Annotated in this window: 22 protein-coding genes; 17 read left to right on the forward strand and 5 right to left on the reverse strand. The window is 67.4% G+C overall.

The genetic code is table 11. The features are described 5' to 3' along the window. Positions 1 to 644 precede the first annotated feature (644 nt). The 4 genes from BM093_RS30540 to ccsB are packed head-to-tail and all read left to right on the forward strand — an operon-like array spanning position 645 to position 4,803. Complete coding sequence (locus tag BM093_RS30540) at positions 645 to 1,217, forward strand: TlpA family protein disulfide reductase (RefSeq protein WP_093355125.1); 573 nt, start codon at positions 645 to 647, stop codon at positions 1,215 to 1,217. A 39-nt stretch (positions 1,218 to 1,256) separates the two neighbouring features. Further along, positions 1,257 to 2,165 (forward strand): cytochrome c biogenesis CcdA family protein, encoded by a 909-nt coding sequence (locus BM093_RS30545; RefSeq protein WP_245773901.1) that lies wholly within the window; start codon positions 1,257 to 1,259, stop codon positions 2,163 to 2,165. Further along, complete coding sequence (gene resB / locus BM093_RS30550; RefSeq protein WP_093355074.1) at positions 2,166 to 3,812, forward strand: cytochrome c biogenesis protein ResB; 1,647 nt, start codon at positions 2,166 to 2,168, stop codon at positions 3,810 to 3,812. Between the two features lies 1 nt (position 3,813). Further along, a complete protein-coding gene (gene ccsB, locus BM093_RS30555; protein ID WP_085916882.1) occupies positions 3,814 to 4,803 on the forward strand; it encodes a c-type cytochrome biogenesis protein CcsB in 990 nt (329 codons plus the stop codon). 141 nt (positions 4,804 to 4,944) lie between these two features. On the opposite strand, the gene BM093_RS30560 is transcribed toward ccsB, so the two are convergent. Further along, positions 4,945 to 5,157: a DUF302 domain-containing protein gene (locus tag BM093_RS30560; protein ID WP_085916883.1), complete on the reverse strand. Its 213-nt coding sequence runs from the start codon at positions 5,155 to 5,157 to the stop codon at positions 4,945 to 4,947. 206 nt (positions 5,158 to 5,363) lie between these two features. Between BM093_RS30560 and BM093_RS30565 the strand changes: the two genes are divergently transcribed. Beyond that, positions 5,364 to 5,591: an SHOCT domain-containing protein gene (locus BM093_RS30565; protein ID WP_208115279.1), complete on the forward strand. Its 228-nt coding sequence runs from the start codon at positions 5,364 to 5,366 to the stop codon at positions 5,589 to 5,591. Between the two features lie 713 nt (positions 5,592 to 6,304). Here the strand turns inward: BM093_RS30565 and BM093_RS30570 are convergent. Continuing rightward, positions 6,305 to 7,024 (reverse strand): polysaccharide deacetylase family protein, encoded by a 720-nt coding sequence (locus BM093_RS30570; protein ID WP_177238803.1) that lies wholly within the window; start codon positions 7,022 to 7,024, stop codon positions 6,305 to 6,307. A gap of 1,090 nt (positions 7,025 to 8,114) precedes the next feature. Between BM093_RS30570 and BM093_RS30575 the strand changes: the two genes are divergently transcribed. The 10 genes from BM093_RS30575 (at position 8,115) to BM093_RS30620 (ending at position 18,818) form a co-directional block, all read left to right on the forward strand. After that, the gene (locus BM093_RS30575; RefSeq protein ID WP_085916912.1) at positions 8,115 to 9,074 is read left to right on the forward strand and encodes a glycosyltransferase family 2 protein; all 960 of its coding nucleotides are present in this window, start codon (positions 8,115 to 8,117) and stop codon (positions 9,072 to 9,074) included. A gap of 79 nt (positions 9,075 to 9,153) precedes the next feature. After that, a complete protein-coding gene (locus BM093_RS30580; protein WP_218163002.1) occupies positions 9,154 to 10,077 on the forward strand; it encodes a glycosyltransferase family 2 protein in 924 nt (307 codons plus the stop codon). Beyond that, positions 10,074 to 10,874: a polysaccharide deacetylase family protein gene (locus BM093_RS30585; protein ID WP_218163003.1), complete on the forward strand. Its 801-nt coding sequence runs from the start codon at positions 10,074 to 10,076 to the stop codon at positions 10,872 to 10,874. The genes BM093_RS30580 and BM093_RS30585 overlap by 4 nt, the downstream gene beginning before the upstream one ends. Further along, on the forward strand, positions 10,867 to 12,819 hold the full coding sequence (locus tag BM093_RS30590) for a hypothetical protein (RefSeq protein ID WP_143105610.1): 1,953 nt from the start codon (positions 10,867 to 10,869) through the stop codon (positions 12,817 to 12,819). Before BM093_RS30585 ends, BM093_RS30590 begins: the two co-directional genes overlap by 8 nt. Then, positions 12,816 to 13,229: a hypothetical protein gene (locus BM093_RS30595; protein ID WP_093355091.1), complete on the forward strand. Its 414-nt coding sequence runs from the start codon at positions 12,816 to 12,818 to the stop codon at positions 13,227 to 13,229. Before BM093_RS30590 ends, BM093_RS30595 begins: the two co-directional genes overlap by 4 nt. Beyond that, complete coding sequence (locus BM093_RS30600; protein ID WP_093355095.1) at positions 13,226 to 13,432, forward strand: hypothetical protein; 207 nt, start codon at positions 13,226 to 13,228, stop codon at positions 13,430 to 13,432. Before BM093_RS30595 ends, BM093_RS30600 begins: the two co-directional genes overlap by 4 nt. Positions 13,433 to 13,490: 58 nt before the next feature. Next, entirely contained in the window at positions 13,491 to 15,335 is a 1,845-nt protein-coding gene (locus BM093_RS30605; RefSeq protein ID WP_143105611.1) for an aminotransferase class I/II-fold pyridoxal phosphate-dependent enzyme, read from the forward strand. Positions 15,336 to 15,451: 116 nt separating this feature from the next. Continuing rightward, a complete protein-coding gene (locus BM093_RS30610; RefSeq protein WP_143105612.1) occupies positions 15,452 to 16,135 on the forward strand; it encodes a hypothetical protein in 684 nt (227 codons plus the stop codon). Positions 16,136 to 16,276: 141 nt separating this feature from the next. Continuing rightward, on the forward strand, positions 16,277 to 17,482 hold the full coding sequence (locus BM093_RS30615; protein ID WP_093355107.1) for a GH39 family glycosyl hydrolase: 1,206 nt from the start codon (positions 16,277 to 16,279) through the stop codon (positions 17,480 to 17,482). Positions 17,483 to 17,534: 52 nt separating this feature from the next. Beyond that, on the forward strand, positions 17,535 to 18,818 hold the full coding sequence (locus BM093_RS30620) for a lipopolysaccharide biosynthesis protein (protein WP_085916786.1): 1,284 nt from the start codon (positions 17,535 to 17,537) through the stop codon (positions 18,816 to 18,818). 195 nt (positions 18,819 to 19,013) lie between these two features. On the opposite strand, the gene BM093_RS35480 is transcribed toward BM093_RS30620, so the two are convergent. Both BM093_RS35480 and BM093_RS30625 read right to left on the reverse strand, forming a co-directional pair. Further along, complete coding sequence (locus tag BM093_RS35480) at positions 19,014 to 19,415, reverse strand: hypothetical protein (RefSeq protein WP_143105614.1); 402 nt, start codon at positions 19,413 to 19,415, stop codon at positions 19,014 to 19,016. A gap of 291 nt (positions 19,416 to 19,706) precedes the next feature. Next, positions 19,707 to 21,044: a prolipoprotein diacylglyceryl transferase gene (locus BM093_RS30625; RefSeq protein ID WP_093355112.1), complete on the reverse strand. Its 1,338-nt coding sequence runs from the start codon at positions 21,042 to 21,044 to the stop codon at positions 19,707 to 19,709. 411 nt (positions 21,045 to 21,455) lie between these two features. Between BM093_RS30625 and BM093_RS30630 the strand changes: the two genes are divergently transcribed. Next, on the forward strand, positions 21,456 to 22,943 hold the full coding sequence (locus tag BM093_RS30630; protein ID WP_218163004.1) for a multicopper oxidase family protein: 1,488 nt from the start codon (positions 21,456 to 21,458) through the stop codon (positions 22,941 to 22,943). A 152-nt stretch (positions 22,944 to 23,095) separates the two neighbouring features. Then, positions 23,096 to 23,677 carry a L,D-transpeptidase gene (locus tag BM093_RS30635; RefSeq protein ID WP_085916904.1) on the forward strand — a complete coding sequence of 194 codons (582 nt, stop codon included), beginning with the start codon at positions 23,096 to 23,098 and terminating at the stop codon, positions 23,675 to 23,677. 347 nt (positions 23,678 to 24,024) lie between these two features. On the opposite strand, the gene BM093_RS30640 is transcribed toward BM093_RS30635, so the two are convergent. After that, complete coding sequence (locus BM093_RS30640) at positions 24,025 to 24,990, reverse strand: HoxN/HupN/NixA family nickel/cobalt transporter (protein ID WP_245773902.1); 966 nt, start codon at positions 24,988 to 24,990, stop codon at positions 24,025 to 24,027. Positions 24,991 to 25,157 lie beyond the last annotated feature (167 nt).

Raw genomic sequence — 25,157 nt, forward strand, 5'->3', positions numbered from 1 at the left:
CGATCATCGGGTTGAGCAGGCCGACGGCGGCCAGCGGGATGGCGGCCGTGTTGTAGGCGAAGGCCCAGAACAGGTTGGTCTTGATCGTGGTCAGGATCCGGCGGGAGAGCCGGACCGCGTCGGCGGTGGCGCGGAGGTCGCCGCGGGCCAGGTGTCCGAGGGATACCGCTGCCTCCGGCGAGCCGTCCGCCTACCGGGGACCAGGCCGACCTCCGGCCCTCACGCAAACATTTCGACGCTTCTCAAACACGCTGTCCAGCCTCAGGGCTGCTGGGTGCAGAGTTCGACATAGCCGCAAGTGCCTGACCGGCTTCGGTGCCGGCGAACAGCCCGCCTGGTCCCCTGTGTCGACGTCGAGGAAGGGGGCGCTGGGGATCGGTAGGTCGAGTCGGCGTCGCTGGGAGGTCGAGTTGGCGTCGTTGGGCGCGAGCGTCTGCGGTCCTCGGCAGACCTGGGGCGTCGCAGACCCGGGGTCCCGATCCCCGGCGTGTTGACCGATGAGCTAGCTTCTACGGAGCGTAGGAGTTCGGACTGCGGAGGGGAAGGAGGCCGGGGTGGCGGCGTACCGCAGGTTTCCCCACCAGCGCGGTGTTGTGAGCACGCACGGGCGCCAGGTGCGCCCCGCTCTTGCAGCGATTGCGGTCATGGTGGTTCTGCTGTCGACCGGTTGTGGAGTTGGCCGGGACGCGGCCGGGTCGGGGCCGGGACAGGAGTTTCAGTTCGTGGCACCCGGCGGACAGACAAGGATCGCCTACGACCCGCCAGAGAGCCGTCAGCGGATCACCGACCTACGCGGCGAGAGTTTGATGAACCCGGGGACCGAAGTCGGTATCGGGGACTTCCCCGGCAAGGTTCGCGTGATCAACATCTGGGGTTCGTGGTGTGGCCCGTGCCGGGTGGAGGCGCCCGAGCTGCAGGCGGTGCAGGACGCCACGCGTGGCGATGCCGTCGTGCTCGGCATCGATGTTCGCGACGACCGGCAGGCTGCGCTGGACTTCAAAACCGACCGTGGGCTGACCTACGACTCGATCTATGACTTCTCGGGCCGCAGCCTGGCACGGCTCGACGGGTATCCGCGCAACGTGGTGCCCTCGACGATCGTGCTGGACCGCGAGGCTCGGGTGGCGGCGGTGTTCTTGACCCCGGTGTCGAGCTCGGACTTGCTGCCGCTGATCGCCAAGCTGACCGACGAAGCGGGGACAGACCGTGAACGCTGAGTCTCGACCGCTCCCGCACGCTGGTGGAGCGCGTGACTGATGGGTGCGACCACAACTCTCGCGATGTCGGGGCCGCTGGTGCTCGCGGCCCTGGTCTCGGTGGCGGCGGGGCTGGTGAGCTTCGCGTCGCCGTGCGTCGTGCCGCTGGTTCCCGGCTATCTCGCCTATCTGGCCGGGTTGGTGGGTGCGCAATCACCGCCGGTGACCTCGGCCGAGGCTCGTGCCCGCGCAGCCGCCCGGCGCACAGGTACCGACGCCGAGACCGTACTGGCGCTCGCCGACCCGGGCGCTCCCCGCGCCGCTGCCGACCCGACCGGGCCGGCGGCGGAGGACACGGCGGGCTCACCTAGAACACGACCGGTCGACGGCCGCTGGCGTGTTGTCGGCGCGGTCGCACTGTTCATCGCGGGCTTCACCACCGTGTTCACCATCGTCATGGTCGGTGTGGTCTGGCTGTCCGATGTACTGATCGACAACGAGGCCGTGCTGCAGCGCATCGGCGGTGTCGTGATGATCGTGATGGGGCTGGCGTTCGCCGGGCTGATCCCGGCGCTGCAGCGCGAGTACCGCGCGCACTGGGCGCCGCGGGCCGGGCTGGCCGGTGCGCCGCTGCTTGGTGCGGTGTTCGGGCTCGGCTGGGTGCCCTGCATCGGCCCGACCCTGGCCGGGGTCGTTGCCGTCGCCGCCGGGACCGGGGGCGGCTCGTTGCGCGGGATCGTCCTGATCCTCGCTTACTGTGCCGGGCTGGGGATCCCGTTCGTGCTCATCGCGCTCGGTGCCACCCGCGCCGTTGGCGCGCTGGGTTGGCTGCGCCGGCACACCCGGGCGGTCCAGGTCGTCGGGGGTGTGCTGCTGGTCACGGTCGGTGTGCTGCTGGTGTCCGGGTTGTGGGCACAGTGGCTGGTGAAGTTGCAGGTCTCGATCGCCGGGTTCACCCCGCCCATCTAGATGAGCTCACCACCTACCGCGCCCCCGACGCCGCCGCAGACCAGCTCCGGCGGCGAGCCCCCGTCGCGCCCCGGGCCCTTCCGGGCCGGGGCGGCCCTGCTGCGCAACACCTGGCGCGGCCTGACGAGCATGCGCACCGCGCTGGTGCTGCTGTTCCTGCTCGCCGTCGCCGCGCTGCCGGGCGCTCTGTTCCCGCAGCGCTCACTCAACGCGTTCCTCGTCGACGACTTCTACGCCGACTACCCCGCCGCGGCGCCGATCGTCGAGGCACTGGGCGGATTCGAGGTGTTCGCCAGCCCGTGGTTCGCCGCGATCTACCTGCTGCTGATGATCTCGCTGGTGGGGTGCGTGCTGCCCCGCTCGCGGGAGTACTGGCGCGGGATGCGCCAGCCGCCGGTCGCGATACCGCGGAACCTGTCTCGGCTGCCGCACCACGCTTCGGGCGCCTCGGTCGAGGCTCCCGAAGCGGTGCTCGGGCGCGCCCGCACACTCCTGCGTGGCTGGCGAACAGTCGAACGCAGCGAGGCCGACGGTAGCCGGACGGTGTCCGCCGAGAAGGGCTACCTGCGTGAGACCGGCAACCTGGTCTTTCACCTGAGCCTGATCGGGATCCTGCTCGGTCTGGCCGGCGGCAAGATGTACGGCTACGAGGGCGACGTGATCATCCGCGCGGACGGCACCGAGTTCTGCAACTCCTCCGTCCTCGGCTACGACACGTTCCGGGCCGGGCTGCGCGTCGACGGCACTGACCTCAACCAGTTCTGCGTGCGGGTCGACCGTTTCAACGGCAGCTGGCTGCCGAACGGCCAACCGGCCACCTTCGGCGCGGACGTCGCCTACCAGACCGGAGAAGACCTCCGCAACGGCAGAACCAGCTGGCGCCCGACCGACATCTCGATCAACCAGCCGCTGCGCACCGACGGCGACCGCATCTACCTCACCGGCTACGGCTACGCGCCGGAATTCACCGTCACCTGGCCGGACGGGCAGAGCCGAACCGGGGAGATCCAGTGGCGCCCGGTCGACCTGAGCGGCACCCAGCTCTCCGAGGGCGCGACCAAGTTCGAGCGCCCCGGCGTCACCGACCCGGAAGCCCGGCGCACTACCCAGCTCGCGGTGACCGGCACCTTCGCCCCGACCGGGGCGATCGACCAGCAGGGCCGCCTGGCCTCGGTACACCCCGACCTGCGCGCACCGACCGCCGACGTCAACGTGCTGCTCGGTGATCTCGGCATCGACGACGGTCGCGGCCAGTCGATCTTCGCCGTGGACCAGCAGAAGATCGACGACGGTGAGCTGCGCTCGGTCGCGCAGGACCGGCTCGGGATCGGGGACACCGTGCGGCTGCCGGATGGCACCGTCGTCCGGTTCGATGGCGTCACCCCGTGGGTGAACCTGCAGGTCGGCTACGACCCGGGGCAGGTCTGGGTGCTCGTGTTCTCGATGTTGATGGTGGGCGGTCTGTCTCTGTCGCTGTTGATCAAGCGGCGCCGCTTCTGGGTGCGCGTGCAGGCCACCGACGGTGACGCCACGGGCAGCCGGGTCGAGCTCGGCGGCCTGGCTCGCACCGACCGAGCGGGCTACGGCGAGGAGTTCGACCGGCTCTCGGCCGAGCTGCTCGCACCGACGCAGAACAAGGACGGTTGACATGCTCGTGGACCCGATCACCGCGATGTGGAGTGACCGCCTGTTCCAGGCGACGCTCGTCGTGCTGCTACTGGCGATGGTATTCACATCGCTGGAGTACGCGTCGCGCCGGATCGCCCGCAGCAGGCGCACGTCGGAAGCACCTGTGGCGGTCGGCGCTTCTGCGGCGGAGGCCGGCGGGGCGACTGAGGTCGCGGTCGTCGAGCCGTCCCCAGCGGGCCTCACGCCCGACGGCGGCAAACCGGGCCGGGCCCGCGTCGACCGCTACGGCCGCATCGGCGTTTCGTTGATGATCCTCGCGGTGCTGCTGCACCTCGGGTCGATCGTACTGCGCGGCCTCGCGGCCTACCGCTGGCCGCTCGGCAACATGTACGAGTTCGTCTCGGCGCTGTGCATGTTGGCCGTCGCCGCGTGGCTGGTGCTGGTCTACCGGCATCCCGCGATCCGTCCGGCCGGGGTGTTCGTGCTGACGCCGGTCGTGCTGCTGATGTTCCTCGCGGGGACGGTGCTCTATCTCGACGCTGCGCCCGTGGTGCCGGCGTTGCAGTCGTACTGGATCATCATCCACGTCACCACGATCACGCTGGCCTCCGGCATGCTGCTGGTATCCGGCGTCGCGAGCCTGCTGTTCATAGTGAAGCGCAGCGAAAAGCCCGCCGTGCTGGCCACGAAGCTGCCGTCGGCCGAGACGCTCGACCGGCTCGCCTACCGGGTGACGGTACTCGCCTTCCCGCTCTACACCTTCGCCATCATCGCCGGCGCCGCGTGGGCCGAGGCCGCCTGGGGTCGGTTCTGGGGCTGGGACCCCAAGGAAGTCGTGTCCTTTGTCGCCTGGGTGCTCTACGCCGCCTATCTGCACGCCCGCGCCACGGCCGGGTGGCGGACCGCGCGCGCGGCCTGGATCAACACCGCGGGCTTCGCCACGATCGTGTTCAACCTGTTCTTCATCAACATGGTGGTCGCCGGGCTGCACTCCTATGCAGGAGTGTGAGCGACTATCGGGCGAAGATTCACACCTCAAGCTGCACCGCAAGCCACGTCCTCGTCCGGTGCTGGATGGGCTCTCCGCGAGGCGGGCCAATCCCGCCGCCTGGTCGGCCAGGACCGGAGTGACGACCGCGAACTCACTCGGTCAAGGAGCCGAGGGCTCCGCGCGGGCGTGCGCCAGCGTCTGTGGCGGTCTCGCCGAGCTCGGCTGGTCGCCGGAGTCGATCCCGAGCAGAGCGCCCGGGTCGGCCTTGATGTCGATGGTGGTCAGGACGCCGACCCCCTGCTCAGCCAGCGCGGCGGTGACGGCACTGATGGCCTGCTGATGGTCGAGAGCGACGGTGTGAGCGATCTGCATGGGGTACCTGACCTCCTCGCCGAAGCGCCGGAGCGTGCCAGGGGTCGCGCCTGACCACAGTAACGTTACCCCCTTGGGGTATACCAACGTGCGTGCGGTGGAGTATCGCCGTTATGCCCTGAGCCCCGCCGTCGGCGCGGCGGTGCTCACAACTGCCAGCGATGTGAGGTCAACACGAGGAGGTCACGACTGTGATGGGTGGATCAATGATGGGCTGGGGCTGGTTCTGGCCGATCCTCCTGCTGCTCGGCGTGTCGCTGCTGGTTTATGGAACGGCACAGCTGGCTCGTGGGCGCGGCTCCTCCGGATCCGTGGTCGGTCCCGGTGCTTCCCTCGAGGCTGGGGTCACGGCCCGGCAGATCCTCGACGAGCGCTACGCGCGCGGCGAGATCGATGACGAGGAGTATCGGCGTCGTCGGGATGAGCTGACATGAACGCAGGCATCTCAGTCGCCGCCGAGCCCTGACGTTGACCGGGTTCGGCGCTGCTGCGCTGACGGCGGGCGCGGCTGGCTGGCTGGCTGGCTGGACCCGGGGGCCCCAGCCCCCGGGCGGCCCCAGCTTCCCACAAGGCGACCCGGGCGCGACCCGGGTGTGCTCGCCAGCCGCGACGGCAGGCTGGCCGTGGAGTTGACTACCGCGGCTGGCCGCGACCCTGGGTGGACAACCCACCGCAGCGCTGGGCTACAACGGCTCGTCGCCGGGCTCGACTCTGCGGTTACGGCCGGGCGACGAGCTCGCCGTACGGCGATTAACTATCTCGATCAGCGCACCGATCTGCACGCGCACGGGCTGCGTGTGTCTCCGCAGGCCAACTGGGGTAATCCCTTCGTGCGGGTCGAGCCCGTTCCTCGTTCGCCTACCTCTATCGGATTCCTGCTGATCACCCTGCTGGCGCCCACCCGCTGGTGCCACCCCACTGCCACGGCACGGTGGCCGACCAGCTCTTCGGAGGTCTGGCCGGGGTCCTGCTGATCGACCCACCACCGCACACAGGATTCAGGCGTCGGTGTCGCCGGTGACCGTGTCGTCGTATCCGACATCCCGCTCGAGAGCTGGGGCGGTGGCGGCGCCGAACGTCAGGGTCGGACGAGGACCTCGCGGCCATGTCAGTATTGGCTGGCGATCTACGCGATGCGCCCAATTCGCTAGTCTCGCCGGGCTCGGTATCCCTGCGGCGTGCCGTGGGTGATCCGCGAGGCCGTGCGGCAGGTCATATGCCACACCGAGCTGGCGGTCCGGCGTATCGGCGGGCTGAAACCGACCCGGTCTCGTTGTACCTGTTCCTCGATGCCGGCTCCGGTGCTGTTTGGGCGGATGCGGAGCCGCGGTAGCGCGAGCACGTCGTCCGCGGAGCTGGCCACTCGGAACTCGGTCGTGCATGCGCTGGCGTATCCGGCGCGGGAGATGGCGCTCCGCATCTGTGCGCTCGAGACGCCGGCCGGGTAGCAGAAGGACTCAACGTGTAAGCCGAGCCGATCCTCGAGTTCGTTCTTGCTGGCCTGGACCTCGTCTGTCGCGACACGCAGGCCGTTCTGGGCCCGAGCGTTGACTGCGCGGCTCCCGATCTCCACGCCCGCTCCCCCCAGGTGCGCGAGCTCGTCCCAGCCGAGGTGCGATCGCTCACGTGGTTCCCAACGCGAGGCTCGACGCCCGACTGCACCGGTCGGAACGTAGAGGGTAGCGCGAGCGCCAAATCTCCGGAGGAGGTCGTAAGCGTTGAGGAAGTCCAGCAGCGCGTCGTCGAACGACAAGGCAATGACAGGGCGGGAACGGTTCTCCTCGAGGAGTTGCCGCGCCTCGGTGACACCGACAAGCTTCCATCCGGTCGTGGTGAGAAAGTGCAGGTGCTCCTCGAGCAGTGACACGGGCACCGTCCTCGCAGCCGCGGTCTCAGGGCTGTGATGTGGGACGGAGCGGTACCTGAGGATCGGCAGACGCCATATCGCGCGCGCCTCCCGGTAGGGCGACGGGCGCGGTTGCCCCAGCCGTATACGCGCAAGCATCTCTGCACGACCATGGAGGCCATGGAGGGGCCCCGCTCGGGGGCTGGATTCGCAGTCCACGTCGTTCTCCGGATAGTTCTACTTTATCGGACCGATGGATTGGAAAAAAACGGTCAGATCCGACCAGTGTCACGAACTCGCGGCGTGATACCTCGTAACCTCTTGTAGGCGCCCGCTGGACGAGCCGGCAGGCTGCGGATCCACTCGAAGTGCCCGGTCTGCGCGTTACAGACGCCGCCGCGGCGATCGCCATCTCGAACAATCACGGCCCCGACATTCTTGGAGGTGGGGCGGCATGGCGAGGCGACTCCTGCTCCTGCATGTTCACCCGAATGATCCAGCGTGGATGGCATCGCCCCGGAGGTGTGCGGGACAATTTGTGTTAAGAGGTCGCATTGAACGTCGAGCCGAAATAGTGAAGGCGAACCCGATCTCCAGCGACACCCAGCTGGCGCCTGCGAGCCTCGATCGATACCAGGCACCCCGACTACTTCTCCGCTCCGCGTCGAGAGAACCCATGACACGCTCAACCGCCATCTACCAGCGCGCATCGCGCCCGCGCGAAGTCAGGAAGGTGCCCAACAGGCGTCCCGCCCAGGGCGCCTCGGCGGCACGCAGCGCTTGTCAACGGCCAGTTTGTGGTCCCCGCTGATGGCTCCCCGGCATGGAGCCGGTTGTTGGCGTTCGGATCTACTTCACGTGGACGGATTGGTGTTCAAGAGGTCGTGGGGATCCGCGCGGCCGACGGAGCTGCTCGACTCCCTGCATGTGCATGAGCGCACACGGTTTGTGACTGGCAAGTTCGACAGATGGGCGTACGGTGTTCGACCGAACAGCGTAATATTCACCTTTTCGTCCCCCGCTGTAGTTGCGCCCGTAACGAACCCGCACCCACTGGTCGAGTGGCACAGCGCCTCGTGCTTGCGTCCCTCCCACGGTGAGAGGTGCCCCCATGATCGAAAGACCGCCCGATATCTCCATCGTCATACCTGCTCGGAATGAGGCCACCAACCTCCGGATTATCCTTCCCGAGCTTCCCGATGTTCATGAGGTGATTCTGGTCGACGGGCGATCGACGGACAGCACCGTCGAAGTCGCACGGCGTCATCATCCCGGCATCAAGGTCCTGCAACAGACCCGGAGAGGTAAAGGCAACGCCCTGGTCTGCGGATTCGCTGCGGCCACCGGTGACATCGTAGTCATGTTCGATGCCGACGGCTCCGCAGACCCAGCCGAGATCCCACGATTCGTCCGAGCGTTGACCGACGGCGCGGACTACGCTAAGGGCACGCGCTTCGCCAGGTCGGGTGCCGACACGTGCGGAAGCGACGACATCAGCCTGCTGCGCCAAGCCGGCAACGCCGGGCTCAACTCGGTGGCGAACCTGATGTTCGCCACGTCCTTCTCCGACCTCTGCTACGGCTACAACGCCTTCTGGCGCCAGATCCTGCCGCAGCTGAAGCTACCTCCCGTGCAGGTCCCCGACCTCCCAGCCGACAAGATGCTCTGGGGCGACGGCTTCGAGATCGAGACGGTGCTGAGCTGCCGGGTCGCCGCCAGGAGGCTGCGTGTCACTGAGGTCCCTAGTCTGGAGCGTCGGCGCATCAACGGCGACACCAACCTCCGTACGTTCGCGGACGGCTCGCGCGTCCTGAGGACGATCATCTCCGAACGCATCACGGCAGGTCCCCGGAGCCGCCGGACGAGGCAGCTCCCCCTGCCTGCAGGCGTTCCAGCGAACGACACCATCGCCCCAGGCCGGCATCCAGCCGACGCCTTGCTCGGCCGCGCCGTTCAGCTGCCTCACCACGGCGCCGACCTCACGTCCGGCCCCTCCGTCGGCCTGCGGTCCCGGCGCCACTGGTCCAGACTCGCCCATCGAGACCGGGGAGTTGCGCAGGATGCTTCGTGATGAGCCGTTCGGTCGATTCTCGGCTGCGGTGCTTTCCTCCGGTGCGGGGGAGGCTTCCCCGGATCCGTTCACACCGAGTATGTCGGCGATCATCTGTGCGTTCGACGACAACCGGTGGGACGACACGCTGGCGGCCGTGGCATCGGTGAAGGCGCAGATTCCGGCCCCCCTCGAGGTGATCCTGGTTGTCGACCACAATCCGGACCTGCGCGACCGCTTCTCCGCGGAGCTCGACGTGACCGTGGTCGACAACCTCGGCCCGCGGGGCCTCTCCGGCGGCAAGAACACCGGTATCGCGCTGGCCCAGGGTGACGTCGTCGTGTTCCTCGACGACGACGCGGTCGCCGAGCCCGGCTGGCTCGCTGCGCTCGCCCAGTCATTCACCGATCCCGACGTCCTCGGTGTCGGCGGCCTGACGCTCCCGGCGTGGGCAACCGACCGTCCACAGTGGTGGCCCGTTGAGTTCGACTGGGTCGTCGGATGCACGTTCGTCGGACGGGACCCCGGCGTCGTGCGCAACCTGCTGGGCGGCAATGCGTCGTTCCGGCGGGAGGTGTTCGACCTCGTCGGCAGGTTCCCGACGCACATCGGTCGGACCTCGGACAAGCGACGCCCCCTGGGGTGCGAGGAGACCGAGCTCTGTATCCGGGCGAGCCAACGTAGGCCGGGTGGCCGCTTCGTGTTCGAACCGCGCGCAGTGATCCACCACCGTGTTCCCCTCATTCGCGAGCGCTTCGCCTACTTCCGGGCACGGTGCTATGCCGAGGGCCTGTCCAAGGCACTCGTCTCGCAGAGTGTCGGTGTACAGGACGGATTGGCGGCCGAGCGGACGTACACGACCGTCGTTCTGCGGCGCGGTGTCGTCCGCGGCATCCGCGAGGGACTCGCCGGGCGCTTGAACGGGTTCCGGCGTGCGGGCGCGATCGTCACCGGAGTCGCCTATGCGACCGCCGGGTACGCGGTCGGCTGTGCCCGGCAGAGGTGGTGGGGGGCCGCCCCGTGACCAACGTGGTCCCCATCCTGATGTACCACTCCGTCAAAGAAGATCCACCCGCGACCACGCGAAAACTCTCCGTCCGGCCAGAGCAGCTGCGTTCACACCTGCAATTCTTGCGCGAGAACGGCTTCACCGGCCTCACGTTCACCGACCTGTGCAACCGCGCCCGGCACGATGCCTGCGACATGCCCGAGCGGCCGATCGTGCTGACCTTCGACGACGGGTACGCCGACGTGCACGAGGAGGCACTGCCGCTGCTCGCCGAGCACGGGTTCCCGGCCACCGTGTTCGTCACGACCGGATGGCTCCGGGACTCCGGGATGGAGGCCGCCGGCCGACCACTGGACCGCATGATGGCGTGGACGCAGGTGCGGGAGCTGGCGGACGCCGGGTTGGAGGTCGCGGCACACAGCCACAGCCACCCGGAGCTCGACCAACTCAGCGATCGCGCTCTGCGTGCCGAGCTGATCCACGGCCGGTCGCTGCTCGAGGAGAGGCTCGGTATCGAGGTACCCAGTCTGGCGTACCCGTTCGGCTACTCCAGCCGCCGCGTCAGGGACGCCACAGCGGAAGCGGGCTACCAGCAGGCCGCAGCAGTGGTGAACGCCGTCGCCGAGCGGGACGCCGACCCGTTCGCGGTCCCTCGGCTCACCGTGCGGCGTTCGACATCGCCAGCCCTGTTCCGCCGGATCGCCTTGTGCGAGGAGCTCCACCGCGTCTTTCGGATCGACCGGGCGTTGACGAACGGGTGGACCGTCGTGCGCCGGTCCCGCTCATTGATGCGCCGGGTGCGCCGTGGTTGACGCCGACACGCGGGCTCGACCGGCCGTCCCCGTCACCCGGCCGCTGCGCCGGCGTCGACCGGCGCGGACGTGGCGCGATGCGCTCTCCGCGCTGTGCACCCCACAGATCACTCGCGTCGATCTCGCCGTAGCGCTTCTCGTTCTGTGTGGAGTCGTCGTCTGGTGGAGGTCGATCACCGATCTTCCGCTCCTGGCCATGACCGACGTCGGCCTCGCGTCCGTCCTGCCGCCCGGGGCCTGGATCGGGTTCGGCCTGGTCGGGCTGTCCTTCATGGTGGCGCTGCGGAGCGGACGGACGGGAGCGATCGTTCTGTCGCTGATGGCGACCGTGCTGGTACTTCATGGTCTGGGCGTGGTCGCCGAGCCAGAGATGCGGTTCCACGTGGCGTGGCGCCATATCGGTATCGCCGACTACATCGTGAACCGGGGCGAGGTCGATCCGAACCTGGATGCCTACCAGAACTGGCCGGCGTTCTTCGCGCTGACCGCGTTCCTCTGGCAGGCGACCGGCGTCGGTGATCCGACAGCGGCGCTCACCTGGACGCCCGTCGCATACAACCTGCTGTACCTGGTGCCGCTGGTCGCCATCGGTCACCGGATGTTCCGCGACCGGACGGTCGTGTGGCTCGCCGCTTGGCTGTTCACCGTGAGCAACTGGATCGGGCAGGACTACTTCTCGCCGCAGGGGTGGTACCTGTTCATCTACCTAGTAGTCCTCGCCGTGCTGCTGGAGTGGTTCACCCCAGACGTCTCGACTTTCGGCAGTGCACGGGTGCTCGGTGTCTCCAGGCCACCGGTTCAGCACCGATCGTGGTGGCGGTCGTTGTGGTCGTCGGCGGCGCCGGCGCTCGGCAGCCCCGTCACGACCCCCGGCCGGAGGACCGCGTTGCTCGCGCTGGTGCTGCTGCTGTCCGCCGTGACGATCGCCGGTCACCAGCTGACGCCGTTCGCGCTGGTGCTCGGAACGGGCGCTGCATTCCTTGTGGGGTGGTCGCGCCTGAGGGCCCTCCCGGTCGTGCTCCTGCTCGGGACACTGGCATGGATCGGGTATGCCGCGGCCGCCTACGCCGCGGGACATCCCGAGACGTTCAACCAGGCCGGCGCGCTCTCGGCCATCTTCGAGCAGACGGTCGGGCAGCGTCTGAGCGGTTCGCCCGGACATGAGCTGATCGTCCAGCTCCGGCTGCTGGCAACCCCGGTTCTGTGGGCCCTGGCCGCGGTCGGTGTTTACCGCCTCGTCCGCAGTGGACGCCGGGATCTCGCCCGCGGGCTCGCCGTGCTCGCGCTGTCGACCTTCCCGCTCCTTGCCGCCCAATCGTACGGCGGCGAGGCCCTCATGCGGATCGCGTTCTTCGCGTTGCCGTTCATGGCGCTGCTCGCTGCAGTCGGCCTGGCCGGGCCGTCACCGTCGACGGCCCGTCGGAGTGCGCTGGTCCCCGCGCTCGTTGTCGGGCTCCTGCTTGTCATGGCGTTCCCGTTCACCCGGTATGGCAACGAGCGCATGGACTTCTTCATGCCGGACGAGGTGGTAGGTGTCCAGGAGATGTACCGCCTCACACCCCCCGGCTCGGTCATCACATCGGTGACCGGCGCGCTCCCGTGGCGGTCGATTCGGTATGGCGACGACGACTACCGGCTGCTGGTCGATGGCAACCCGGTCGAGTCCACTCCGGATATCGGGCGTGAGGGCACCGTGGATATCGACATCCCAGACCGCGCGGTGCTCGCCGCGCAGGTCGCCTCACGCATGGCACCTGCTCCCGGACAGCGATCTGTGTTGCTCGTCAGCCGCGCCCAGGGCGCCGAGCTGGACCTGATGGGGCCATTCCCACCAGGAGCCGAGGACCGGCTGCTCGCGGTGCTGCGAACCTCGCCGGCGTTTCGGACGATCTATGCCAACGACAACGTCACAGTGTTCGAGCTGACGGGTGGGGCCCGCGCATGACCACATCGCTGAACGGACACCTCGGCTCCGCGAGCGCCCGCCCCCTGGCTCCGCGAGCACGAACCGTCGGGAATCGGGCGCCGCTGCTGCTCTCCCTTTTCGGCCTGCTCGTGGGCACGCTCGTCGTCGCCGACGTGCAGTCCCCGGTACGCGCGGCGTTCGTGTTCTTGTTCGTGCTCGTCGTGCCTGGACGAGCTGTCCTCGACTGCTGGGACCTGGCAGGCGGGTGGCTCGGGGCCGCCCTGGTCGTCGCCACGAGTGTGTCGATCGCCACCGCTCTCGCGACCGCGCAGCTCTACCTCGGGCTCTGGTCACCGACCGGCACCGTGCTCGCGCTGGTGCTCGTCACCGTTGTGGCGCAGATCGCGCGGTACTGGTCGCCCCAGCGGGGCGAGGCGGTGCCCTCGTGAGCACCGTCATCGACATCGTGTCCGGGCCGGCCGGGGCGATTCCCGTTCTCGCTGTGATCGGTTTGCTCGTCACCCAGGAGTTCGCGCGGGAGCAGCGTCCGGTCACCGTCCCTAGATCGAGGTCGCCCGGTTCTGTTCTCACCATCTGGGCCGCGATCGTCGCCTTCGCGATCCTCGCCCTCCGCTTCTACGGATTCTCATGACCCACGACGAACCAGCTCACGGTGTCCCGCCCGTACAGTCGGAGAAAGGAATTCCCCGGTGAAAGCTCTCATTCTGGCGGCTGGGTACGGCCAGCGCATGCGCCCGCTCACGGAAAATCGCCACAAGACACTGCTCACGATCGGTGGACGCACGATCATCGACCGGATCCTGCACGGTCTCCGCCTGCACGGAATCACCGAAGTGTTCATCGTGACCGGCTATCGCGCCGAGGAGCTCGTCGAGCACGTCCGTGACAACCACCCGGACTTCGCGTTCACGTTCGTGCACAATGAGCGCTTCGATAAGACGAACAACATCTTCTCGATGGCGCTCGCGTTCGAGCAGATCACATTCGACTCCGATCTCCTGCTCATCGAGTCCGACCTGATCTACGAGCCGGCAGTGCTCGACCGGATCATGAAGTGCTCGTACGAGAACGTGGCGCTGGTCGACCGGTACCGGCCGGGGATGGACGGCACGGTCGTAGCCCTGACTGCGAACAACGTGGTGTCGAACGTGATCCCGCCGAGTCAGCAGCCGGCGAACTTCGACTTCAGTGACAAGTACAAGACCCTGAACATCTACAAGTTCTCGCGGGACTTCTGTGCCACCACGCTTCACCGCCTGTTGACCACCTACGCTCGCTTGATCGACGACAACTGCTACTACGAGATGGTCCTCGGCATGCTGGTCTACATGCAGCAGGCCGAGATTCATGGGGAGGTCATCGAGTCCGAGCTCTGGAGCGAGGTCGACGATCCGACCGATCTACGCCTGGCCGAGTTCAAGTTCACACCCTCGGCCCGCTACGGGATTCTCGAGTCGTCCTGGGGTGGCTCGTGGGATCTAGGAGTACTCGACTTCGCGTTCATCCGGAATATGTATTTCCCGACCCCGGCGATGTTCTCGGAGATGCGTTTCCACCTTCCGGAGCTGCTGCAGAACTACGGCTCGACCCAGACCGTGCTGAACACGAAGCTCTCGTGGGCGCTGCGCTGGCCGGACGGCCGGACCCATCTACTGTCCGGAGCGTCTCAGTGCTATCCGTGGCTGAAGACCTGGTTCGCCGGGAAGAAAGTTCTCACGCCGGAGCCCACGTTCGGTGAGTACACCCGGATATTCCCCGACGCCGACCGATACGTCGACGGTCCGGGCGTCGACTGGGCGGAGCTGGAGCGCAGAGCCAGTGCCGCCGAGGTCGTGGTGTTCGTCAATCCGAACAACCCCAGCGGTACGACGCTCGACAGCAACTGTATCGCCGAATTCGCACGGTCGAATCCGGACAAGGTGGTAATCGTCGACGAGTCGTTCATCGAATTCTCAGGCCAGCAGCCGTTGGCGGAGATCGTTCACCGCGAGGACATCATGAATGTCCTCATCATCAAGAGCCTGAGCAAGAGCCTGGGGGTCCCGGGCCTGCGGCTGGGCGCGCTGCTGACGCTCGACCCGGGGCTGACCGCCCGGATCGCCGACGAGACACCGATCTGGAGCGCGAACTCGATGGCCGAGAACTTTCTCGACATCATGCTCAAGCACCGTCCGGCGCTGCACCAGTCGTTCCGGCGCACCGTCGCTGACCGCGACGACCTCAGCGCGATGCTCGCCCGGCTGCCGATCGTCGAGCAGGTGTTCCCGAGCGGGGCGAACTTCGTGCTCGCCCGCCTGACGACGTCGCCGCAGGTGACGGGCGAGCTGACTGCACGGCTGGTCGAGAAGCGCCTCATCCACGTCAAGGACGTGTCTCAGAAGTTCCGCACCGGCGACGGCTACTGGCGTGTGGCGGTACGGACACCGGCCGACCACGACCGGCTCCGCGACGCCGTCTCACAGCTGGCGCCCCGTCAATTCGATCACGCTGTGCCTGCATCCGCTTCCACGACCGCAGGAGGACGCACCCGATGAATGTCGACAACTCACCTCCGGTCGGTCGGGAGGCTGCCGCCGAGACAGCGATCGGTCCGCTGCAACCGGGCCCGCTGGCTGCGCTGCGCGGGAAGGTCGAGATGTACCGCACGCTCATGTCCATTCCGGATAACCGCGCTGTCGGGACGTGGACGGTGCTGAGCCCGCTGGTGAGTCAGGCACCGAAGGCCCTGCCGCTGGTCGGTGACAGGTATCGGCGCCGGCGCAGCGCCCTCTACGAGCAGGACATGCGGCTGCTCAACGACGTGCTCGCGAGCAGCCCTCTCGCCGGGCGTTACTGGGTCTGGAGCGGCTTACTCCTCGGCTGGGCCCGCGAGGGTCGGGTTCTCTCCCACGACGTCGGCGATGCCGACCTGGGCGTAGAAGCCGAGGACGCCGACCTCTTGCTCCGGGCGGAGGAGCACCTCGTGGCCGCGGGCTTTCACCGCTGGTTCTGCTTCCGCAACCGGGTGGGCCGGCTGACACAGCGTGTCGTGGTCCGGCACGGGTTCCGGTTCGAGTTCTTCCTGATGGACAACGTGGGTGAAGGTCTGCAGGAGTTCCACGTGTACGGGCCCGGACGCTCGGGGCCGGTGGAGCTCGCCGGGCACCTCCCGAAGCAGGAGCTCGAGCCGTTCGAGTTCCTCGGGCGGAGGTGGATGAAGCCGCGAGATCACGAGCTGTGGCTGCGAACCTGCTACGGGGACTGGCGTACACCCGATCCTTCCTGGGGCATGCTCGACGACCGCAGCCTGGTGGCCCACCGGTCGTGGGTTCCCGGGGCCGACGGTGCCGGCTGACGCGTTGTGTCGACATCGGGGGAGGAGGTCATGGGGTCCCGTCTGACTCACGTCTCACAAGCCGTTGCGGATCGCTCGGCCGGTGCGCACACGGCCGACATCATGGAATCCGCCGCGGGACGCGGGCGTCATCGACGGCCAATGCGGGTCGGTCCCGCGGTCCGGCGGCGCCGGTGGCGGACCTGCGCTGCCGTCACCACCGCCGTCGCGCTACTGGTGGTCGTCGTGACGCTCTACGAGACACCGCCCCGGCCGGCTCAGGCCGTCGAGATCGGCACTGCGCTCACCGAGCGCAGCGTCGACGCCTGGAACCCCGAGCCGGCGACCAACCGTGCTAAGGACATCCTGCGCAACGTCACCGAGACGGCGAACCAGCACATCATGGGCTGGGGAGCGCTCAACCCGGCGCCTGCGCCCGGCGAGCGGTCATGGGAGTCACTCGACGCGCGCGTCCGGCTGATGGACTCGACCGGCGTAACACCCGTGATCACGTTGTGCTGCGCACCGGACTGGATGAAGGGCGGCCGGCCCGGCGAGACCGACTGGAACCGGATCGAGGTCGCCCCCGACCGCGCGCACTACGCCGACTTCGCCGAACTCGCGGTGGATGTCGCGCGCAGATACCCGCAGGTGCGCGACTTCGTCGTGTGGAATGAGCTCAAGGGCTTCTTCGACCCGACGAACAACAGGTGGGACATCGAGTCCTACACCGAGCTCTACAACACGGTCTACCGGGCGCTGAAGGCCTACGACCCCACCCTCTCCGTGGGCGGGCCATACGTGTCCATCGACAGCTGGTCCAACGCCGCTTCAACGAGCGACCCATCGTCGATATCTGGCCCCTGGGGAACACTCGACCAGCGCGTCCTCGACGCCGTCGACTACTGGCTGGCGCACGCGGACGGGGCCGACTTCATCGCAGTGGACGGTACCAACGCCACCAGGGACGAGGGACTGATCACCTCACCGGCCGCCTCGAACGGAAAGTTCTCGGCCACCACCCGCTGGCTGGTCTCACGTACCGACCTGCCGGTCTGGTGGATGGAGCTGTACCCGGACGTGCTGCCCCACGAGGATGCCCGCTCCACCTACGCCGCAGACGTGGCCCTCGATGCCATCCTGCGGATCGGCGACGCGGGCGGCGACGCGATCTTCATCTGGCAGCCCGAGTCGGATCCTCGCTTCCACTCGGTCGCGTTGTGGGACTCCACCGCGACGCCGGACGGCGGCCGACCCGAGCCACTGGTGAGCCGGTTGCAGGAGCTACAGGAGATCTGGTCGTCGGGTTCTGCGGTGCGCTATCGCTGGGAGGACGACCGCCTAGTCCTCAACCCGGTGCAGCCGTGACCACCCCGGCATCCGCGAGCACCCGCACCGGGGCGCACGAGAGGAGCCCGACGTGACGGGGGCGTTGGCCACGGTCCGCGAACGCTTGCTGCCCCGGGATCCGATGCAACGCAGCGCCGTGGCGCTCGCTGCCAACACCGGCGTCACGTCCGTGCTCGGGTTCCTGTACTGGGTCGTCGCCGCGCGCTACTACAGCCCGGCGATCGTCGGCGAGTCGGCGGCGCTGATCTCGGCGATGGTGTTGATGGCCAGCATCGCCGAGCTCAACCTCTTCAACACACTGATCCGGTTCCTGCCGACGGCCGGCTCGAACACACGGCGCTATACGCTCCGCGCCTATCTGACGGTTGCCGGAGCGGGGACTCTCGTCGTGCTCGCTGCGCTGCCGTTCTTGCAGAAGTTTGCGCTGGTTCGCGACCTGGCGCATTACGGTCCGGCCGGTGTCGCTTTCGTCGTCGCAGCGCTTCTGGTGTGGACGCTGTTCGCATTGGCGGACAGCGTGGCGATCGGAGCGCGGGCGGCCGTATGGGTACCGGTGGAGAATGGCCTGTTCGGGGTGGCCAAGCTGGTACTGCTGTTTACGTTCGCCGCCGCGATGCCCCGCTTCGGCGTGTTCTGGTCCTGGTTCCTGGCGATGATCCCGGTGCTCGTCGCGATGAACGTGCTGCTGTTCTCGCGCCTGCTTCCTCGCCACGCGCGGGAGTCGGCGGGCCAATCCGAGCGGGTCTCGCGACGGGACGTCGCCGCATTCATGACGCTGGACAACATCGCGCTGCTGGGGTCCACTGCCGCGAACTACGTACTCCCGGTGATGGTCGCCGTGCTGGCGGGCAACGAGGCCAACGGCTACTTCTTCGTCGCGTGGGGTGTCGCGACAGTGCTCGAGGTCGCGCTGGTCAACGTGGCGGCCTCCCTCACCGTCGAGGGTGCTCGCCAACGGGAGCGGCTCGGCGAGATGGTCTCGACGCTGCTGCGACGGACGACCGTCCTCGCCGTCCCGCTCGTGCTGGTCCTGCTTCTCACCGCACCAATGATCATGTCGCTGTACGGGGACGCGTACGTCGCGAACTCCACCGACCTGCTGCGCGTGGTCGTGCTCGCGGCGCTGCCCCGAATCCTGATCGTGGTGTGGATGAGCCTCAATCGGGTGCGGCAACGCCTGGGCCAGATCCTGGCCGTGCAGGCCGTGATCACCGGGTCGGTGCTCGGCCTATCGTGGGCACTCCTTCCGGGTTACGGGATCATGGCCGTCGGCGTCGCGCACCTCGCCGTGCAGTGCGTGGTCGCGCTGGCGCTCGTGCCGTCGGTGTTGCGCGTGGTCCGCGGTCGCGGCTGACCATCCGATAGACGGCGCTGATGGTTCGTCAAGCTCCGAGGGCTCGGGTTCGTGTCCATGACCGGCGCCGTCGACACCGCATCGACACCGAATACTCAAAGCGGCTGAAGCGTCGGAGCGTCGACCCGTCGTAGCCTCGATGCGCGCGGGTGGGGTTGCCGTCGGCGTGTTCGGCGCGAGGGGGTCGAACACACCTCAGCGGTAGGGCTGGGGCGGTCGAGCTTCACGAAAGATCTGATGCTCCAGCTCTGTTAGGTGCTCGGTCAGCTCAACCGTTGTGTCGAGCAGCACGGCAGTGCGTACCTGATCATGGGTCCAGCCTGCGGCGAGTGCACACTCGATAAACATCATCTCCTGCTGTTGAGCCAGACGACGCGAGCTGTCGATGAACCACGGCCACAGGCGTAGCGCTTCAGCCGATTCCGTTCCGGGTGGCCCTCGTCGAATGGCCAGGCGCGCGGCGAGGACGACCGCGACCTGCGGATCGACATGCTGTGCTACGTCGATGCCAACTTCGGCGACGATCCAATGCCACAGATCCGCAGGTACATTTCCCGGCCGACGTGGCAACGAGTCCGCATCCTCGAGCACAGACACCTCCGAAACAACAGGCTCAGCGGGCCGCAATCATGTGATACCGCCTCGGATACCCAAACGAGCGCCTGCACGGACGGGGCACACATCCAGCGGTTCGACACCCGGTCGCCGACGTCGGGCGGTGGCTCCCATCGCGGATCGTCGAATCGGGCGCGTTCGACATCTGCGTGCTGACGACTGCCGCGGTCGATAGCGTGGCTGCGGGGACTGTCGGCGCTCGACAATTTGTGAGCTCGGGGGCGATGGCGCCGGGACGGAATTGCGTCGCCTGCTCCTACGGCTCGGCATGGATCAGACGACCAGCAGGCCGCCCGCGACGGCGACCGCCACGGCGCTTGCCACGATAATGGCGGCACGGCCGTACCGGGTGTTCCGCGGTAGTGATCGCAGGGGAAACACGAGCTGGCGTGCGAGTACGTAGGCCGCAAGTGTGGCGACGAACAGGGCGCCGACCGGCGCCGGTCGTGCTGACCAAGCCACTGTTGCGGCCGCCAGTCCGATCCCGGCAGCGGCGCTTGCTTCGATCAACTGCGCAGGGACTCGTCGCATCCCGAGGCGGCGATCAGAGGACCACAGACCCCAGCGCGACGCTGTCGGTCGCCCAGCGCAGCAGCCCCCGAACCAGCATCCGAGCCGGCCGATGCCTGCACCGATGACGAGCGCGGGAGCGCTCAGATCGAGGACAGCGAGGACCGGCACCTCGCCGACGACGCTACCGATGATCATCGTTGCCATCGCGGCGAGCACGAACCCCTGCAGGCACATGCCCGTCCACCGAGCCGGCCCTGTGCGTGGCCGATCTCGGTGTTCGACCAGGTAGTAGACCCTGGCGCCGACGAGCCCGACGAGGCAAGCGAGCAACGACGTGCTCAGCACCGCCACCATCGGCAAACCGCTGCGCAGCACCAACGCCGACTGCAACCCCAGGGCCACGACCGCACCGAGGCCAACCAGCCCCGGCCAGGAGCCCAAGCGTGTCCCGGGCGCCTTCGCCGAGACGACCGGGGCGTAGCCGGTGCGGCCGGACGCGGTGACAGACGAGGCCCGTCGCAGGTCTGCGGGCCCCGCGACGATGGAGGCTGTCACGTCCCATTCGCCGGAAGGGATGTTCTCGACACGGTGGGTGAGCGTGATGGGCCCGGCGTTGGGCAGGACCGGGTCGATGACGTCGTGTGTGGTGAAGGTGTCTGGCGCCCCGGCGGTCGAGGAGCGGTGAACGCCGTCGAACTGGACCGTGACCGGTCCGGCCGCACCGCTGGACGGGGCGCGGAAGGTGTAGCTCAGGCCTAACGCCTGGGGGTCTGCGTCACGCAGTTCTTCGCACCCGACTCTCGTGACCTCGAGCGCGCTGGGCCCGCGGCTCGGAGTGCCGTCGTCGACGTCGAGTGCGGCTGCTCCTGAGTCGCGGGCGGCCTCGGCACCACTGCCGTCGGTCGCCTTCGGCGCTGCTACCTGACGGCGGCGCGGGCCGCCTGTCGACGGCCGGACCGAGTTGATCAGCTCGGACGACGGAGCAACGCTGCGAGAGCGGGAGCCAGCAGCCAGGTCGACCGTCGTCGCCGCAGCCCGACCGGGCTGCTTCGCCCGCCGAGCGGCACGACGCTTCTGTTTACGTCCCATGTTGATCATGCCTCCAAGCCCTACCTCCTACGCACCATAGTAGTTGGAGGTGCACTTGGGCGTGAGAGCGGAGAAGTCGAGGGTGCTGATCAGTGCGTGGCGCCGAGTACCTGCTCGAAGACTGCGTCGATCGGGCCGACCCGCCTGCAGGGCGCCGCGACGCGATCTACTACGCTCCGTAGGAGGAGCTGGCATGGGCACATCATTTCGATGCGCTGCCGAGGGGCGGAGCTGCCCGTGTTGCCGGCACCGACCACAGTGCACACAGAGGAGTACTCGGCAAATGAACGCGGCCGACATGCCGTCGAAGGATCCTGCGGACTGTCCACGGAGTCAGCCAGGCCAGGGGGCTCGGCGATGAACCACGACGCCGGGAGCAACGGTCGGCGCAGTGCTACCACCTGGAGTCGTCGGCGATTCTTGGGCACCACCGGCGGTGTTGGAGCGGGCCTGCTGCTGACCGGCTGTGGCGAGTCGGTGGCGAGCCCCCGGACCGTCGCGCTGACCGATCGCATCGGTCCGGGCGGGCCAGAGGTCGAGGCTGCCGAGCAGGCGCGGCGAGCCACCGCTGGCCGAACTCTGGCACGCACTCTGCAGGCACAACCCAGCACGGTCGACATCGGCGGACGCACGGTGTCGACGTGGACCTACAACGGCGCTCTGCCCGGCCCGGAGATCCGTGCTCGGGTGGGAGATACGCTGAAGGTGCGCCTGGAGAACCAGCTACCCCAGCCGACAACCGTCCACTGGCACGGTATTGCCCTGCGCAATGACATGGATGGCGTCCCCGTGTTGACCCAGCCCCAGATCCCCTCCGGCGGCTCGTTCGAGTATCTCTTCACGCTGCCTCATGCGGGTACCTACATGTTCCACCCGCACGTCGGTACCCAGCTCGACCGTGGCTTGTATGCACCACTCATCATCGACGACCCGGCTGAGCCCGGAGACTATGACCTCGAGCACGTCGTGATCTTCGACGATTGGATTGACGGCACCGGACAAAATCCCGACCAGGTTCTGGCCGGCCTGCTCCGCAACGGCATGGGCGGGATGGCAGGTATGGGCGGGGACCATGGTGGGATGCAGATGCCGACGTCGTCCGTCCTCGGCGGGGATGCCGGCGACACCACCTATCCGCACTATGTCGCCAACGGCCGCACACGTTCCGCGCCGACCACCCTCGACGTCCGTCCCGGTCAACGTGTGCGCTTCCGGATGATCAATATGGGCGGCGACACAGCTTTCCGTGTCGGAGTTCCTGGTGCTCCAATGACGGTGACCCACACCGACGGATTCCCCGTCGCCCCCACCGACGCCGAGGCAGTGGTGATCGGAATGGGCGAGCGAATCGACGCTGTCGTCACCATTCCCGAGGCCCCGGCCGCGCTGATCGGGATCGCCGAAGGCAAGAACGACCATGCTGCGGTGACACTGTCGACTCCACAGAACTCGCCGGTGGACACCAGCGCTGCGGCCTCCGCCCTGACGTCCAGGTCAGCGGTTCTGTCACAGACCTTCGCTTCCGCCGAGCCGGTAACGCTACAGCGGCGCCCCCCCGATGTGGTGCACGATCTGGTGCTGGCCGGCCCCGGGGCCCTCTACGACTGGACGATCAACGGCGAACGATACGATCCGGCTCGCGGCCTGCCAATCTCAAGTGGTCAACGTGTGCGCCTTCGCATGGTCAACACGACCACGATGTTCCATCCGATGCATCTACATGGGCACACCTTCCAAGTAGTCGGCCCCGACGGTCGGGGTCCCCGAAAAGACACTGTGTTGGTGCTGCCCAACCAGACTGTCGAGGTGGACTTCGATGCGGACAATCCCGGTCAATGGCTGACGCACTGCCATAATATCTACCATGGAGAAGCGGGCATGATGACCGTCGTCTCTTACGTCGCCTGACTGGACCGTGAGTATCTCGGCAGGCACGTGCAAGTCCAAGCGCCTGCCCATTCGTCCGTCAAGAAAAAACTTGGTCCGCCGAGCAACCACCATGGGTCGCCGAGCGTCATAGCAACTGAGCCCCTACTCCTGGTCTCAGAAAAGAGGGATCCATGACGCGCTACTTTCGTAACGGCACCAAGTTGACGACACTCGCCGCCACTGCCGCGGCTGCACTCGTAGTGGTCGTGACTGCAGGTAGCGCCGGCGCCGATGCGGCGCCCGATTCGAACACCGTGGCCACCCAGGCACATCAAGAGCCTGCCGCTCCTGGTACACCGTGTTCGGTCTCCACCCGCGCCTGCGTCGATCTCGAATCACAACAGGCCTGGCTCATCGGTGACGGGAAGGTGATCCGCGGGCCGGTACGCATCGCTTCCGGTGGAGCCGGGCAGGAATCCCCAATCGGGCACTCGTTCCGAGTGTACCGCAAGGAAAAGGACCACGTAAGCGGCGAGTTCAACGGTCCGGACGGCCGTCCTGCACCGATGCCGTTCTCGGTGTTCTTCGCAGACGGCGGCGTCGCCTTCCACGGTGGAGACCGTTCCCGGTCATCTGCGGGATGCATCAAGCTCGAGCTCGGGGACGCCGAGGCCTGGTTCAATGAGTTGCAGACCGGGGACAAGGTGCAAGTGGTCAACGCGTCCGAGGAAAACAAGGAGCGTGCACGGGCGCGCCAAACCGCAGGAGTCTGACCAGAGTAGCCGCACCATTGCTGGGGAGCGCCTTCCACGTCCGCAGGACGGACAAATCGTCGACTGCTGCCCGAAACGGACAGCCGACGGCGTACCCTATAAACCGTACGCCCCGCAGCCGTCCGACACGTGCTACGTCAGCTATGACGGCTCGATCAGTGCTGTCCGGTCAGACACCGTGCTGACCGGACAGCACCGGTCCATGCCGGGTCTATCCGGTTCTAGGGGAGTCACGCGGGCCCCGGGCCCGTGCCTGTTCCAACGCATTGTCGGGTCAGCGATCCCGTCTGCGCGATCGTCGGGCGCTCATGATACTTCAGTCCAGAAATCGATAAAAGACGGCTGCGTTAACGGTGCGCACGGGAGCGCCGAGAACGGCGCATCAACACGGCTACCGACCAGATTGCTCCGAATAGAACCACCACAGCAATCCCGGCTCCACGTAGATCAATATCAGCCAGGAAGGTGAGAGTTTCGGTGGAAGCGCCAAGCTGGTCACGAAGCAGGCCGGCCAGTACGATGGTTCCCACGACAAGAGCCACGACGACCGAGAGCACCGTCACGGTCAAATTGTAGGCGAGTTTCCGCATCGGATCTGTGAGCGACCAGCCGTAGGCACGAGCCATGAATGTGCCGTCCGCGGTGTCGCACAGAGTCATACCAGCGGCGAATAGAACAGGTAGCACCAGAATCGCGTACCACGGCACCGTCCAGGCTGCGGTGCCAGCGGCGAGCACCAAGAGCGCAACCTGGGATGCGGTATCGAATCCCAGCCCCATGAGCAGCCCGACTGGATAAAGCTGCCGTGGCGAGCGGATCCGATCGATCACGCCGCCGAGCAAGGGAGCTACGAGGCCCCGGTGACGGAGGTGCTCCTCCAGTCGGTTGTCTTCGAGCCGGCCCCGGCGCGCAGCCCCGTACATGCGGGCGATGCGGATCGCTGCGCTGAGGTTGGTCACGCCGAGGAGAATCAGAAAGACCGCAGCGGCGACCGTGCCGATGAACTCGAAGGTCGCGATCGTACTGGAGCCGCCGTCCTGGACGGCACCGCCGATCCCACGCAGGCCGAAGGCAAGCGCAACGCTCAAGCCGAACACGACGCTCGAGTGGCCCAGCGCGAACCAGAACCCGGCGGTCTCGGCGCGCCGACCGTCCCCAACGAGTTTGCGTGTGGTGTTGTCGATCACCGCGATGTGATCGGCGTCGAAGGCATGTCGAACGCCGAGCAAGTAGGCGGTGAGTCCCACCCCGATATCGAACACTCCCTCCGATCCGAGGCTGAGGTTCTGCGGAACCACCGCGACGATCAGCACCCCCCACCCCACCAGGTGGAGACCTCCCACCACGTAGACGGAACCGAGAAGTGAACCCCGCGCCCGGCGCGGGGGCCTTGACCCCGGATAGTGGACACGGGGTGGATTACGCGGCGTCCGGAACGGTAGCTGCGAAGTCTGCCTCGTAGGTGTTCGGGGTCTGGTAG

This window comes from Pseudonocardia ammonioxydans, from assembly GCF_900115005.1.
In the GTDB taxonomy this organism is placed as follows: Bacteria; Actinomycetota; Actinomycetes; order Mycobacteriales; family Pseudonocardiaceae; genus Pseudonocardia; species Pseudonocardia ammonioxydans.